The organism is Allobosea massiliensis, from assembly GCF_042655245.1.
In the GTDB taxonomy this organism is placed as follows: domain Bacteria; phylum Pseudomonadota; class Alphaproteobacteria; order Rhizobiales; family Beijerinckiaceae; genus Allobosea; species Allobosea massiliensis.
In genome coordinates this window covers 381,288-395,062 of sequence record NZ_JBHSLU010000007.1, presented here as the reverse complement: position 1 = coordinate 395,062, position 13,775 = coordinate 381,288, and the positions used below count along the sequence as shown (strand labels likewise).

The following is a 13,775-nucleotide window of genomic DNA, read 5'->3' as shown; positions in this document are numbered from 1 at the left end:
CGATGCGCTAAAGCCACTTCTTCCAGCGGAAGAACATGTAGGGCAGCACGGCGAAGAGGATCATCAGCCCGATCGCCATGGGGTACCCCCACTGCCACTCCAACTCCGGCATGGTCTTGAAGTTCATGCCGTAAATCGAGGCGATCAGCGTCGGTGGCATCAGCGCCACAGAGACGACCGAGAACAGCTTGATGATCTTGTTCTGCTCGATCGAAACGAGGCCGAGCGTGGCGTCGAGCATGAACTGCAGCTTGTTGGAGAGGAAGGTGGCGTGTTCCTCGATGGCCTGCACGTCGCGGACGGCGGCGCGCCATTCGGCGGAGAAGCCGGTCTGCGCTTTTTTCGGCCGGGTGTAGTTGGCCGAGAGGAAGAGCAGCACGCGCTCCACCGAGACCATGCTCTCGCGAACATTGGAGATGATGTGCTCGTACTGGCCGATCTTCTGGATCACCGCCTGATAGGCGCTGCCCTGCTCCACATCCTGCCCGCGGCCGGCGAAGATCCGGCGCGACGCGTCGTCGATCCGGTCGCCGACCCCGCGCAGGACTTCGGCGGCGCGGTCGACGATCGCTTCGATCAGCCCGTCCAGCACCGCCTCGGGCTGGGTGCCGCAGCCGCCGGGCTTGGTGGCGCGGTTGAGGAAGATGTTGAAGGCGCCCGGCTCGTCATAGCGCACCGTCACCAGCGCCTTGTCGGTCAAGATGAAGGTGACGTCGGCCAGCCGCGGCACGATCGTCTCCGACTGGCAGATGATGCGAGCGGTCATGTAATGCGCGCCGTTCTCGGTGTAAATGATCTCGGACGGCTCGAGGTCGTGCATCTCCTCACGCGTCGGAATCGAGACACCGAGATGCTTCTCGACGCGCGCATCCTCGCCCTGCGTCGGATTGAGCAGATCGATCCAGATGGAATCGGCCGGAAACGGCGCATCGGCATCGACATTGCGGGGCAGGAGCTTGTCGCGCGATTGCGCGCAGATTCCGTGGATCAGGATCATGGGGGGACCTTCACGCGTCGTGGATCGCAGGCAGAGCGCGGCAGGAACCCCGATCCGCAGCCCGTGTCAAACGCTATGGGCCATGCCTCAAGACGGCACGGTGAAGCGCGACGGCATGGTGCCGTCCCGGTCCGTGAAGCCGTAGAGCCGGGCGAGATCGGCGACATGCAGCACGGCGCCCGCATGGCGCGCGACCTCGGCGTCCTGCAGGAGCGCCGCGACTGCGCGGCCGGCATAGAGCGGCGTCTCGCTACCCGGTTGGGCCAGGCCGGCATCGCGGACACGCTCGGTCAGGACATGCCCCGGCGAAAGCCCGAGCGCGGTGACACCGAAGGGCTTGAGCTCCTGCGCCATCGCCAGCGTCAGCCGGTGCATCGCCGCCTGCGCCAGATCGTAGACGATGTCGCCGAGATAGCCGCCGGCCGTGTCGAAGCCCACCGTGACGATCAGCCCCTTGCGCGCCTGCACCATGGCGGGCGCGACCGCGCGCGCCAGCAGCAGTTGTGCATAGACGCCGCTCTCGAAGCTCTGGCCCAGTCTGGCGACGGGCCTGCGCCAGAACGGCGCGCCGAAGGTCGAGCCATCCGGATAGCGCTCGCCGTCATAGCCCTCGCTGCCGCCCCAGACGGCGTCGACGACACAGTCCAGCCGCCCGAAGCGCCGCAGGCACCAGGAGACGAGCTGGTCGACCTCCCGCTCCTGGGTGTGGTCGCAGCGATAGGGATGGCCGCGCCCCCCGGCCGCTTCGACCTCGCGGGCCGTGTCCTCGAAGGTCTCCGGGCGATTGTCGGTGCGTGGGCCGGCCTCGCTGGAGCGACCGGTGACCACGACGGTGGCGCCGGCTTCTCCCAGCGCCCGGGCGATGCCGCGCCCGAGCCCGCGCGAGGCACCGGCGACGAGGCAGATCTTGGCGGCGAGCGGGCGCTGCGGCTCGCTCACGCGGCGAAGACGGCCGCCGCGTCGGCGACCGCGCCCGCGCCTTCCGTCACCGCCAGTTCGAGCGCCGGCGCTTCCGTCGCCAGGATTTCGGCGAAGAAGCGGGCCGTGGCGCGATCCTCCACGCCTTGTGCCTCCGAGCGGGTCGCCAGCGCCTTGCGGGCGAGGCCCGTGCCGCCCTGGGCGAGCGCGAAGAGCTTGAGATAGGGCGTCGCGCCGGCCAGGACGGCATTCTGGTCGCTGCCCATCGTCGCCAGCATCCAGCGCGTCGCGCGCTCCAGCGCATCGACGGCGGCGCCGAGCCGGGCCGCGCTGTGGCCGAAGCCCGGCGTATTGGCCGCCTTCACCTCCGACACCACGGCACGCATCTCAACGATCAGATCGGCCACCGCCTGCCCGCCGGAGAGCGGCAGCTTGCGAAGCACGAGGTCGATCGCCTGGATACCGTTGGTGCCCTCATAGATCGTAGCGATGCGGGCATCGCGCAGATGCTGGGCAGCGCCGGTCTCCTCGACATAGCCCATGCCGCCATGGATCTGGACGCCGGTGGAGGCGACCTCGACACCGATATCGGTGGCATAGGCCTTGGCGACGGGGGTGAGGATCGCCGCGCGCTCGGCGGCGGCCTTGCGGGCGGCCTCGTCGGCACCGCGATGCGAGCGGTCGAGCGCCTCCGCCACCTGATAGGCGATGGCGCGCGCGCCTTGCGTTTTCGCCCGCATTTCCATCAGCATGCGGCGCACGTCGGGATGGACGATGATCGGGCTCATCGGGGCGCCCCTGGGGGCGTCGATGGCCGTGCCCTGCCGGCGCTCCTTCGCGAAATGCAGCGCCTGCTGATAGGCCCGCTCGGCGATGGCGACGCCCTGGAGCGCCACGTTGAGGCGGGCATTGTTCATCATCGTGAACATGCAGGCGAGGCCCCGGTTCTCCTCGCCGATCAGCCAGCCGATCGCGCCGCCCTTGTCGCCATAGGCCATCGAGCAGGTCGGCGAGGCGTGGATGCCGAGCTTGTGCTCGATGCCGGAGCAGCGCAGGTCGTTATGGGCGCCGAGCGAACCATCGCCGTTGACGAGGTATTTCGGGACCAGGAAGAGCGAGATGCCGCGGGTGCCCGCCGGCGCATCCGGCAGGCGCGCCAGCACGAGATGGACGATGTTCTCGGTCAGATCGTGCTCGCCATAGGTGATGTAGATCTTCTGGCCGGTGATCCTGTAGGTGCCGTCGCCCACCGGCTCGGCCTTGGCGCGCAGCGCATTTAGATCGGAGCCCGCCTGCGGCTCGGTCAAGTTCATCGTGCCCATCCACTCGCCGGAGACGAGCTTCGGCAGATAGGTCTCCTTCAACTGCTCAGAACCATGGGCGTGCAGCGCCTCGATGGCGCCGACCGTCAGCAGCGGCCCCAGCGCGAAGGCGAACGCCGCCGAGTTCCACATCTCGATGCAGGCCGATTGCAGGAGTGCCGGCAGGCCTTGGCCGCCATGCTCGGGCGGCGCCGGCAGCGCGTTCCAGCCCGCGCCGGCCCAGGCCGTATAAGCGTCCTTCCAGCCCGGCGGGGTTGTGACGGCGCCGTCCTTCAGAACCGAGCCGTGCTTGTCGCCGACGCGGTTCAGCGGCGCGAGCACGTCGCCGGCGAATTTCGCGGCTTCGTCGAGCACGGCCTGGGCCATGTCGGCGTCGAGTTCCGGCGCCAGCCCATCCGCGATCAGCCGGTCGAGGCCGGCCACATGGCGCATCGTGGCGAGCATGTCCTCGACGGGGGCGCGATAGCTCATGATGTTGTCTCCCTGCACGTCAGCCTCGCCACTGTCGCAGCTGGCCGCCTCTGTTTTCGTGACATCGGCTGGCCGTGCGCCGTGCCCCGGCCAACCGCTTTTGGCGTTGCCGCAATGGTAGCGAGGAACTATCCCCGAGGCCATGCGCTGCGTGAACGGCACCGCTGCGGCGCCGATATAGTTTATATGTAAACCGTCTTGGGTCAATCGGGCACGACCGCCCGGCGATGGAGCCATGGAGACATCAATTCCCGTGACGCAGGATGCCCCCTCCCCCCGCGTGACCGAGCGTCTGCGCCCCGATGCCGACGGCGTCGCGCGCGCCGCCGAATTGCTGCGTGAGGGCGGCCTCGTCGCGCTGCCGACCGAAACCGTCTACGGCCTCGCGGCCGACGCGACCTCGGGGACGGCGGTCGCCGGCATTTATGCCGCCAAGGAGCGGCCGAGCTTCAACCCGCTGATCGCGCATCTGCCCGATCTCGCAGCCGCGCGCCGGCAGGGGCTGTTCGACGCCAACGCGCTGGCGCTCGCAAGAGCCTTCTGGCCGGGGCCGCTGACGCTGGTGGTGCCGGTCTCCGCCGGTTGCGAGGTCAGCGATCTCGCACGCGCCGGGCTCGCCTCGGTGGCGTTGCGCGTGCCGTCGCATCCGCTTGCCCATGCGATCCTGCAAGCGGCGGGGCGGCCCATCGCAGCCCCTTCCGCCAACCGCTCGGGCCGGGTCAGCGCGACCAGCGCCGCCCATGTGCTCGCCGATCTCGACGGCCGGATCGACGCGGTGCTCGACGGCGGCGTGACCGAGGTCGGCGTCGAATCCACGATCGTCGCCTGCCTCGACGGCGCGCCGCGCCTGTTGCGGCCGGGCGGCGTGCCGCGCGCCGCGATCGAGGGCGTGATCGGGCGCCCGCTCGTGCTCGCGGGCGAGGCCGGGATGGCGCCGATCTCGCCGGGCCTGCTCGCCTCGCATTATGCGCCCGCCGCGCGGATCCGGCTCGAGGCTGACGCCCCCCACCCCGGCGAGGCCTGGCTCGGCTTCGGCAGCGACCCGGCCCTGCTGGCGAGCGCCGCGCCTGCGCTCGATCTCAGCCCCGGCGGCGATCTCACCGAGGCGGCAGCGAACCTGTTCGGCCATCTGCGGGCGCTCGATGCCGCCGGCCCCGCGGTGATCGCCGTCGCGCCGATCCCCGATCACGGCCTGGGCGAGGCGATCAACGACCGGCTGAGGCGCGCCGCCGCGCCGCGGTGAAGCCGCCCGCGCTCTTGCACACCTGCAAGATTTCGGATTGCCTGCCCAGGACCGTCGGCAGGGGCCCATCATGACCACCAATCTCGCCTGGGACGATTTCCGGCTGGTCAAAGCGATCGCCGACCATCACGGGCTGACCGGCGCGGCCGCGGCGCTCGGCGTCAACCATTCCACCGTGTTCCGCCGCCTCGGACAGATCGAGGAGCAGGTCGGGCTGCAGCTCTTCGAGCGGCGCAAGACCGGCTATGTCGCGACCGTCGCCGGTGTCGAGATGGCGATGCTGGCCGCCCGCGTCGAGGACGACGTCGCCGCCTTCAGCCGCCGGCTCGCGGGGCGTGACCTCGCGCCCTCGGGCGAATTGCGGATTACCACCACAGACACGCTCTATCTCAACCTGCTGTTGCCGATCTTCGCCGCCTTCCGCGCCCTACATCCGGCGATCCGGCTCGACATCGTGATCGGCAACCAGGCGCTCAACCTGTCCAAGCGCGACGCCGACATCGCGATCCGCGCCAGCGACGCGCCCGGTGAAACGCTGGTCGGGCGCAGGCTGGCGACGCTGAACTGGGCGATCTATGGCAACGCCGCTCAGGGCGCGGCCGGCCTGGGTGATCCCGACAGCCTGTTCGCGCGCGACTGGGTCGCGCTCGGCGATGCGCTCGGCCATGTGAAGGCGGCGCGCTATGTCCGCGAGAAGGTGGCGCCGGAGCGGATCGCGCTGAAGAGTTCGGCCGTGCTCGGCCTGGCGGAGGCCGTCGAGCAGGGGCTCGGCATCGGCCCCCTGCCCTGTTTCATCGCCGACCAGCGCCCGGGCCTAGTCCGCCTGCTCCCGCCTGACCCGGACTTCTCGACGGGGCTGTGGATCCTGACCCATCCCGACATCCGCAACGCCCCGCGCGTGCGCGCCTTCATGGACTATGTCGGCGGCGAACTGGCGAAGAAGCGCGGGCTGATCGAGGGGATGGGGTAGATCCTCTCCCCTGTCCCCGCTTCAGATCTCGATGCCGTCCGGGATCGCAACCCGCCCCTTGGTGTAGGCGTCCCTGAACCGGTCGAGGCCGTGGCTGCCGCCATTGACCAGCTTGCGCGCCAGGACGAGATCATCCGCTGCCGCAGCAGCACGGATCGCATCCTCCTTGTTGGCGAGGAACTGGGCGAGGATCAGGCCGGCGATGCGGGGCTGGTTGGCCTGGGCAGGCTGGGCAACGAGATCGATACCCATCTGCGTGCCGATGCGGGTGTAGTTGTCCCGGCCGGTGAGCTGAATGAAACCACGCCCCTTGAACAAGGCGCCGTCGCCGGCCTGCGTGTTGCCCAACCGCTTCCCGATAGGCGTGCCCGGCTCGTAGAGGTCGAACGGGGCCTTGTCGGTATTGTACTTGCTCTTCATCTCGTCGATCGGCGCGAAACCTTCCGTCTCCGCCCGGATCGTCGCAAGCGCCATCAGCAGCATGTCGCGGTCGGCGAGACCGTAGGACCGCAGTCCCGCCAGAACATGCGGAAGGTTGTTGCGGATATTGGCCAGCGGCGTCGCGGGCACGAACAGCCGGGCGACGAGCTCGGGCGTGACCTGCGTGGCGGCCGAGAGGCTCGACCAGCCACTCGCTGCGGCGCTGGTCGCCAGCACCGACTGCAGCGAAGCGATCTCCGTGCTCAACTGGGATGTCTGCATGATCAGCCGGTCGGCCTGCTCGCTCGGCTGCGACGCCCCGGTTGCGGGCGGTTCCGTCTTCGTGGTCGTCGATGGGGGTTCCGTCCTCGCCGTCCCTGTCGTGCCGGCACCGCCGGTGATGGCGGGCGCCTTGGACATGAACCCTTCGATGAAATCGGCGCCGGCATAGCCGGCCGCGGCGAGGCCCAGCAGAACCTCGACCGCCGCGCCCGCAGGCCCGGCCAGCTTGTCAAGGCCGACCGCCAGCGCCGCCAACACCCCGGCGATGAAGCCGATGATGAGGCTGATCACCAGGCGGCTGGCGAGAAAGGTCGTCGCCTGATCGGGGGCCTGGGTGGCGTTGAAGTCGTGCAGCTTCTTCAGGCCGACGACCGTGCGCGCACCCTGTCCCACCATGCCCATCAGCCCCGCCAGCAGCAGGGCGCTCAACAAGACCGTCGGTTGCATCACTGAATTCCCCCGCAGCGCAGCGGGAGAAATACAACCTATAGTTTTAACTACGTCAATCTCTCGTTATGAGATATGGACTCTACGACCCTATCCGACCTCCACCACCACCCGCCCACGCACCTTGCCGTCGACGATGGCGCGGGCCGTGTCGATGACGTCTGTCAGCGGGATCCGCGTGCTCATCAGGGCGAGGCGGTCGCGGTCGAGGTCGCTGGCGAGCCTCGCCCAGGCCTCGAGCCGACGTGGCTTCGGGCACATCACCGAATCGATTCCGAGCAGGGATACGCCGCGCAGGATGAAGGGCGCGACGGAGGCCGGCAGGTCCATGCCCTGGGCGAGACCGCAGGCGGCGACGGCGCCGCCATACTTGGTCATCGACAGCACGTTCGCCAGCGTATGCGAGCCGACCGCGTCGACACCCGCGATCCAGCGCTCCTTGCCGAGGGGCCGGCCGGGCGCCGACAATTCGGCCCGGTCGATGATCTCGGCCGCGCCGAGGCCTTTGAGATACTCCGCTTCCTCGGCCCGTCCGGTCGAAGCAATGACGTGCCAGCCGGCCTTAGCCAATAGTGCGACCGCCACCGAGCCGACGCCGCCGGCCGCACCGGTGACGACGACAGGCCCGTCGGCGGGCTTCACGCCATGCTTCTCCAGCGCCAGCACGCAAAGCATGGCCGTGTAGCCTGCAGTGCCGATCGCCATCGCCTCGTCGGGGTTGAGGCCTGCCGGCAGAGGCACCAGCCAGTCGCCCTTCACCCGGCTTTTCTGGGCATAGGCGCCGAGATGCGTCTCGCCCGTTCCCCAGCCGTTCAGCACGACGAGATCGCCCGGCTTGAACTCCGGGTGCTCCGAGGTCTCGACCCGGCCGGCAAAGTCGATGCCGGGGATCATTGGCCACCGCCGCACAACGGGGGCGCGGCCGGTGATGGCGAGCCCGTCCTTGTAGTTCACCGTCGAGTGCGTGACGCGGACGGTGACGTCGCCCTCCATCAGATTGCTCTCGGCAAAATCGGTGAAGGCGAGGTCGGGGCCGGCCTCGCCTTTGGTCGCGACGAGGGCCTTGAAGCTGGTCATGGGCGCATCCTCCGGAATTCGTTTCCGGCAGCAGATACGCAACGCACGGTGCGCGGCAACCCCACGCGCCGTGCGCCTTTCGTCAGGCGGGCTGCGGCAACCCGCGCTCGACGGGCTTCTCGACGATCGGCAGGTTGATCAGCGCCGAGGCAATGCCGAGCGCGACCGAGAGCCACCAGACGACGATGTAGGAGCCGAAGGCCTCGTAGAGCAGGCCGCCGAGCCAGACGCCGAGGAAGCCGCCGACCTGATGCGAGAAGAAGGCGAAGCCATAGAGCATCGCCATGTATTTCGTGCCGAACATCAGCATGACGAGCGCCGAGGTCGGCGGCACGGTCGAGAGCCAGAACAGACCGATGACGATGCCGAAGGCGATCGAGGTCGCCGGGCTCGGCGGCAGCAGGATGAAGACGGCGATGGCGGCGGCGCGGCCGAAATAGATCCAGGCCAGCAGATGGCGCTTGGGCATGCGCGTTGAGAGCCAGCCGGAGGAGAGCGAGCCGACCGCGTTCGCCAGTCCGATCACGCCCAGCGTCCAGGCGCCGACCCATGCCGGCAGGTTCATGTCCTTCAGATAGGCCGGCATGTGGACGGTGATGAAGGCGAGCTGGAAGCCGCAGGTGAAGAAGCCGAGCACGAGCAGCACATAGCTGCGATGGCGGAAGGCCTCGGCCAGCGCCTGCGCGATCGACTGGTTGGGCAGGTTCGCGGCGGAGGCCTGGACCGTGCCGCCGAGCTTGCGCGTCGAGAGAAAGATCGAGATCGGCAGGATCGGCAGCAGCGTCAGCGCGAAGACCATCAGCGCCTGGTTCCAGCCGATCTGGTCGATCAGGATGTTGCCGATCGGCGGATAGAGGAACTGGCCGAAGGAGCCTGCGGCCGTGCCGGCGCCAAACGCCATCGGCCGCCAGGATTCGGGCAGGAGCTTGCCGAAGGCGGCCAGCACGAGGTTGAAGGAACAGGCGGAGAGGCCGAAGCCGATCAGCACGCCGGCACCGAGATGGAGCTGCAGCGGGCTCGTCGCCAGCCCCATCATGACGAGCCCCGCCGCATAGAGCAGCGCGCCGGTGCAGAGCACCTTGACGATCCCGAAGCGGTCGGCGATGGCGCCGGCAAAGGGCGCGCCCAGCCCCCAGAGCAGGTTCTGGATCGCCAGCGCGAGGCCGAAGGTGTCGCGCCCCCAGCCGAACTGCACCGTCATCGGAATCTGGAAGAGGCCGGCGCTGGCGCGCGGGCCGAAGGTGATCAGCGCGATCAGGCAGCCCGCCGCGACGATGATCTCGGGCGCATGGCTGCGTCCCGGGGCGGGGCTCGAGGCGACGCTCATGGGCTGACATCTCCGGCAGGGCTGACGTGTGGCTGCACGATAGCGCCGAACGCCCCGGCACGATAACGCGATTTCGTGGCCAGGCGCATCACGCGGATGCATGGGAGGGCGGCGGTGTCGCGGGGGCGTCAGCCGCCACGGGACAAAGCGAAGACCTGTTCCCTCCCCCCGCTTGCGGTGGGGAGGGTTAGGGTGGGGGGCCGTAAAGCCCGAGCCCTATCCTCGCTCGTCTCGCCGAGCGGAGCTGCCCCCCACCCCAGCCCTCCCCACCGCAAGCGGGGGGAGGGAGAAGGGCGCGGCCGCCCGACCGCACCTCACATCGCCGCCCCGCCGTTAACCCGCGCTCAACCCTACCGAGGTGATAACGGCATCAGGCGAAAGCGTGCCGTTCGCGCGCCGGTCGCTCCCCTCGTGTTCGGACGGGTGTGCGGTTTTGAGTCATCTGCGTTTGCGCCGGCGTACGAGACGCATCGGATCGGCGGGCCTGAAATGGGCCCTGTCGACGGTCGCGCCCTGGGCGCTGGCCGCGGGGATGCTGGTCTCCTTCACTGCGTCGGCCGGCCAGAATGCCGGCCTCGAAACCCTGCCGGCGACCGCGCTCGGCCGCACCTTGCCCGGCCCGGCCTCGGAGCTGGAGGAAGGCCCCTCGCTGCTCGTCGCGGCCAGCGCCTTCCGCCTGCCCGGCCTGTCGCTGAGTTCGTCGATCCTCAAGGCGCATCTCAGTTTCGACGATCCGGAGCGCCGTTTCGTCATCGACCCGCGCCAGCCGCGCGAGGAGATGAAGCGTAGCGCCAAGGGCTTCCCCGAGGTCGACCGGACCGCCAAGGGCGATCCGCTGCCTCGCCTGAGGCCGAGCCTGTCGGCCCGCGCCCCGCGCGAACTCGAGCAGGTCGTGTTCGGCGATACCCAACCGGGGCTGATCTCGGGTGGCTTTTCGATCGAGGCGATGCGCCAGGCCGAGGCCATCACCGGGCCGCCGCTCGGCTTCGAGCCGCATGCCGACGACCAGGGGCTGACCGACCCCGCCCTCTCCGATGCCTCGCCGGATGCGCTGGCGGCCTCCGGCGTCTCGCCCTATGGCAATGTCCCGCGCACGATCGACGGCGCGACGCCGGCCGTGGGCGCCCCGACGGCCCAGACCTCGAGTACGCCCGCCGTCAACTACAGCGTGACCACGCTGGTGCCGGCGCTGCTGCCGCCCGCGCCGGAACGGCCGGGCCTGCTGGCGCGCGCACCCGCCTCGCCGCTGCGGCGCGGCGCGCTGCCCGAGAGCGGCGCCCGCGAGATCTATACCGGGCTCATTCCCGCCGCCGACATGGCGCGCCAGCAGCGCTGCCTGGCGGAGGCGGTCTATTTCGAGGCGCGCTCGGAATCCGACGAGGGCCGGGCCGCGGTGGCGCAGGTCGTCCTCAACCGGGTCAAGAGCCCGCTCTACCCCGACAGCGTCTGCGGCGTGGTCTACCAGAACAGCCACCGCTACCTGGCCTGCCAGTTCACCTTCACCTGCGAGGGCAAGTCGCTGCGCATCACAGAGCCCGGCCCCTGGCGCGACGCGGTCCGCATCGCCCGCGAGGTCTATGAGGGCACGACCTACCTCCCGGAGGTCGGCGCCTCGACCCACTATCACGCGCAGTATGTCCGCCCCTACTGGGCCAAGAAGCTCAAGAAGATGGACACGATCGGCCAGCACATCTTCTACAAGCTGCGGCCGGGGCAGACTTAAGGCGAGTGGGCAGCCGGGCGGATGGCTGCCTACTGATCCAGCAGTCTTGTCTCCTCGCTCCCCCTCGCCCGCGAATATGTCGCGGGGCCTCCGCGTGGTGTTCGCCCACGGCGCCCCCTATCCTGCCTCTACGGAAACAGGTGGGATGGATGATGACGGACATAACGTCGCCGCTGAAGACCGAGATCGGCCGTATTCTGGCGTGGTCGCTGGCCCTGCCCGTGCTCTGCGCCTGGCCTTTCCTGTCGGCGATGCCGCTGTTCTCGCTCTGGGGCGGCGGGCATTCGGTGCTGTCCTTCTCCATTGATGCCGTGATGCTGCTGTTCGGCTTCTGGCCGGTCGTGGCACTGCTCTGCGTCGGCGCACTGCTGCGCGTCGAGGGCGGACAGCCTCTCGGCGGCACGCGCGGTGAGCGCGGCCTGTGGCTGGGTGCCTATGCCACGGTCTGGACGGGGCTCTACGTGATCGTCGCCTTTGCCCGCACCTGAGACCGGGCAAGAGCCGTCTGGGCCGGAACAGCCCCGGCGACGAGACGTTGCCTCCCCGGAGGGAGGCGACATGCCGCGCTATTTCATTACCAGCGACGACGGGTCCGGCCCCGAGCGCGAGCCCGAGCCACTCGATTTTCCCGACGCGAAGAGCGCGGCTGACGACGCCCATCTCGCACTCGCCGACATGACGGTCGAGGTGCTGCCGCGGGCCAAGCAGGCGGCCCTCTCGGTCAGTCTCGACGACGAGGCCGGCGAGGCGGTCTACCGCGCTTCCGTGACGATCGAGGCGCGCAGCGGCGACGAGATAAGGGCTGCCGCGGCAGCGGCCGATGCGGAACGCGACGCTGCGGCCGAGAGGGTCGCGGCGCTGATCAAGGGCCGTTGAAGGGGGCGCATCCGCGTGATTTGCGTCGAAAAGCCGCTCAAATGTTCCGCTTTGGCTTCACGCAACGTCAAACTGCATGAACGGGTGGCCCTCGCGGGGCGTGGTTAATTTTACCTTGTTTTGGCGTTTACCTTGCGTTCATCACTGTTTCCCGGCTTTCTCCGCCTCACAGAGCGGCCTCTGGCGCCGCGGGTGGGGACAGGTTCTGAGCATGGCGAAGAAGTCTCTCGGCATTTCGGCTTTCGCGGCGTCCGCCGCCTCGGCGGCTCTGCTGCTGGGCACGGCCCCGGCCCAGGCCGGCGGCTGCTACGGCTCCTCCTGCCGTCCGGCGCCGTGCCAGGGCGCAGCCTGCTACAATCTCGTCGAGACCCCGCCGGTCTATGGCACGATCGCCGAGACGCAGGTGGTGCGCCCGGCCAAGACCTATCGCCGCATCGTGCCGGCCGAATACGACTACGTCACCGAGAAGGTGATGATCCAGCCGGCGCGGCAGATTCCGCATCACGTTCCGGCGCAGTATTCCTCGATCCAGGAGAAGGTCCTGATCTCGCCCGGCGGCAAGCGCTGGGAGGTCACCACCGACGCCTATGGCCGCACCACGGGCTGCTGGGTCTATGACGAGCCGCAGTACGGCTACCGCCAGCGCACGGTCGAGGTTTCGCCGGCGCGGGTCGAGTACGAGACCGTCCCCGCCGTCTACACCCAGCGCCAGCGCAAGGTGATGGTGCGGCCGACGCAGGTGCTGCACGAGACCGTGCCGGCGCAATACGAAACCCGCCATCGCAAGGTGCTGGTGAGCCCCGGCTCGCAGCACTGGCAGAAGGCCGGCCACTGAGTTTTGACTTGAGACGTTTGTGTACTGACTGCCTTTGACTACGGAAAAGACCACTCAACCCCGGCTCACGCCGGGGTTTTTTTATGGGTCTTTCGAGATCGTCAACGCCGCCCTCCCCGTCATCCTGGACGGCCGAAGGCCGGCCGGGATCCATCATAAAGCGGGACAATGCCCTATGATGGATCCCGGCCTGCGCCGCTTTCGCGGCTTGTCCAGGATGACGGTCGTGGATTCCGATAGAGGCCAGTGGCTGTCGCCGTCGCAGCAGCGAGGCGCCCTAGCCCAGCCCGCCCATCAGCAGCGCCAGCACGCCGACGCCGATGAAGAAGGCGAGCAGGCGCGCCGGCATGCCGACGAGCGCGCCGGGTGAACGGCCGAGCGCGAGGCCGGCCACGATCTCGCTCAGGCCGAGGCCGAGCAGAACGAAGATGAAGGGCGGGAAGGCCGCCGAAGGTGCGAGCCAGCCGGCCTTGAAGACGAGCGCGACGAGGAGGCCGAGAAGCGCGCCGAAGGCGACGAAGACGAGCTCGACGCGCGTGAACCGCATGGGGCGGCTCAGCGCCGGCGGAAGTTCTGGTTGCGCGGCGGGCCGCTGGGCGCGGGACCGGCGGTCTTCTGGCGGAAGTTGATGCGGCCGCGATCGAGATCATAGGGCGACATCTCGACCACCACGCGGTCGCCGGCGATGGTGCGGATGCGGTTCTTCTTCATCTTGCCGGCCGCATAGGCCAGGATGACGTGGTCGTTGTCGAGCTTCACCCGGTAATTGCCGTCCGGCAGCACTTCGACCACCGTTCCGTCGAATTCGAGCAGTTCTTCCTTAGCCATTCTGTCGTCCTTCGTGTGCCCGTTGGCGCTGAGGCGGGA

Annotated in this window: 14 protein-coding genes; 6 read left to right on the top strand and 8 right to left on the bottom strand. The window is 68.9% G+C overall.

Going from position 1 to position 13,775, the window contains the following annotated elements:
• Positions 1 to 7: 7 nt before the first annotated feature.
• From ACFPN9_RS04995 to ACFPN9_RS04985, 3 genes are all read right to left on the bottom strand, one after another.
• Positions 8 to 997 (bottom strand): magnesium transporter CorA family protein, encoded by a 990-nt coding sequence (locus ACFPN9_RS04995; RefSeq protein WP_377815683.1) that lies wholly within the window; start codon positions 995 to 997, stop codon positions 8 to 10.
• A gap of 87 nt (positions 998 to 1,084) precedes the next feature.
• On the bottom strand, positions 1,085 to 1,936 hold the full coding sequence (locus tag ACFPN9_RS04990; protein WP_377815680.1) for an SDR family NAD(P)-dependent oxidoreductase: 852 nt from the start codon (positions 1,934 to 1,936) through the stop codon (positions 1,085 to 1,087).
• A complete protein-coding gene (locus tag ACFPN9_RS04985) occupies positions 1,933 to 3,708 on the bottom strand; it encodes an acyl-CoA dehydrogenase (RefSeq protein ID WP_377815678.1) in 1,776 nt (591 codons plus the stop codon). Before ACFPN9_RS04985 ends, ACFPN9_RS04990 begins: the two co-directional genes overlap by 4 nt.
• A 235-nt stretch (positions 3,709 to 3,943) precedes the next feature.
• Here ACFPN9_RS04985 and ACFPN9_RS04980 point away from each other — a divergent pair, with 235 nt between their 5' ends.
• Both ACFPN9_RS04980 and ACFPN9_RS04975 read left to right on the top strand, forming a co-directional pair.
• Positions 3,944 to 4,951: an L-threonylcarbamoyladenylate synthase gene (locus ACFPN9_RS04980; protein WP_377815675.1), complete on the top strand. Its 1,008-nt coding sequence runs from the start codon at positions 3,944 to 3,946 to the stop codon at positions 4,949 to 4,951.
• 70 nt (positions 4,952 to 5,021) lie between these two features.
• Positions 5,022 to 5,921 carry a LysR family transcriptional regulator gene (locus ACFPN9_RS04975; RefSeq protein ID WP_377815673.1) on the top strand — a complete coding sequence of 300 codons (900 nt, stop codon included), beginning with the start codon at positions 5,022 to 5,024 and terminating at the stop codon, positions 5,919 to 5,921.
• A 21-nt stretch (positions 5,922 to 5,942) separates the two neighbouring features.
• On the opposite strand, the gene ACFPN9_RS04970 is transcribed toward ACFPN9_RS04975, so the two are convergent.
• The 3 genes from ACFPN9_RS04970 to ACFPN9_RS04960 form a co-directional block, all read right to left on the bottom strand.
• Positions 5,943 to 7,070, bottom strand: a complete 1,128-nt coding sequence (locus ACFPN9_RS04970) for a glycoside hydrolase family 19 protein (RefSeq protein WP_377815671.1) — start codon at positions 7,068 to 7,070, stop codon at positions 5,943 to 5,945.
• A gap of 90 nt (positions 7,071 to 7,160) precedes the next feature.
• Positions 7,161 to 8,147: an acrylyl-CoA reductase (NADPH) gene (gene acuI, locus ACFPN9_RS04965; RefSeq protein WP_377815669.1), complete on the bottom strand. Its 987-nt coding sequence runs from the start codon at positions 8,145 to 8,147 to the stop codon at positions 7,161 to 7,163.
• 82 nt (positions 8,148 to 8,229) lie between these two features.
• On the bottom strand, positions 8,230 to 9,474 hold the full coding sequence (locus tag ACFPN9_RS04960; RefSeq protein WP_066724476.1) for an MFS transporter: 1,245 nt from the start codon (positions 9,472 to 9,474) through the stop codon (positions 8,230 to 8,232).
• Between the two features lie 433 nt (positions 9,475 to 9,907).
• Here ACFPN9_RS04960 and ACFPN9_RS04955 point away from each other — a divergent pair, with 433 nt between their 5' ends.
• From ACFPN9_RS04955 to ACFPN9_RS04940, 4 genes are all read left to right on the top strand, one after another.
• Positions 9,908 to 11,197: a cell wall hydrolase gene (locus ACFPN9_RS04955; protein ID WP_377815666.1), complete on the top strand. Its 1,290-nt coding sequence runs from the start codon at positions 9,908 to 9,910 to the stop codon at positions 11,195 to 11,197.
• Positions 11,198 to 11,349: 152 nt separating this feature from the next.
• A complete protein-coding gene (locus tag ACFPN9_RS04950) occupies positions 11,350 to 11,685 on the top strand; it encodes a hypothetical protein (RefSeq protein ID WP_377815664.1) in 336 nt (111 codons plus the stop codon).
• Between the two features lie 70 nt (positions 11,686 to 11,755).
• On the top strand, positions 11,756 to 12,073 hold the full coding sequence (locus tag ACFPN9_RS04945) for a DUF6894 family protein (protein WP_377815662.1): 318 nt from the start codon (positions 11,756 to 11,758) through the stop codon (positions 12,071 to 12,073).
• A gap of 211 nt (positions 12,074 to 12,284) precedes the next feature.
• Entirely contained in the window at positions 12,285 to 12,908 is a 624-nt protein-coding gene (locus tag ACFPN9_RS04940) for a hypothetical protein (RefSeq protein WP_377815660.1), read from the top strand.
• A 277-nt stretch (positions 12,909 to 13,185) separates the two neighbouring features.
• Here the strand turns inward: ACFPN9_RS04940 and ACFPN9_RS04935 are convergent, their stop codons facing one another.
• Positions 13,186 to 13,455, bottom strand: a complete 270-nt coding sequence (locus ACFPN9_RS04935) for a hypothetical protein (RefSeq protein ID WP_377815658.1) — start codon at positions 13,453 to 13,455, stop codon at positions 13,186 to 13,188.
• Between the two features lie 8 nt (positions 13,456 to 13,463).
• On the bottom strand, positions 13,464 to 13,736 hold the full coding sequence (gene infA / locus ACFPN9_RS04930) for a translation initiation factor IF-1 (protein WP_066724490.1): 273 nt from the start codon (positions 13,734 to 13,736) through the stop codon (positions 13,464 to 13,466).
• Positions 13,737 to 13,775 lie beyond the last annotated feature (39 nt).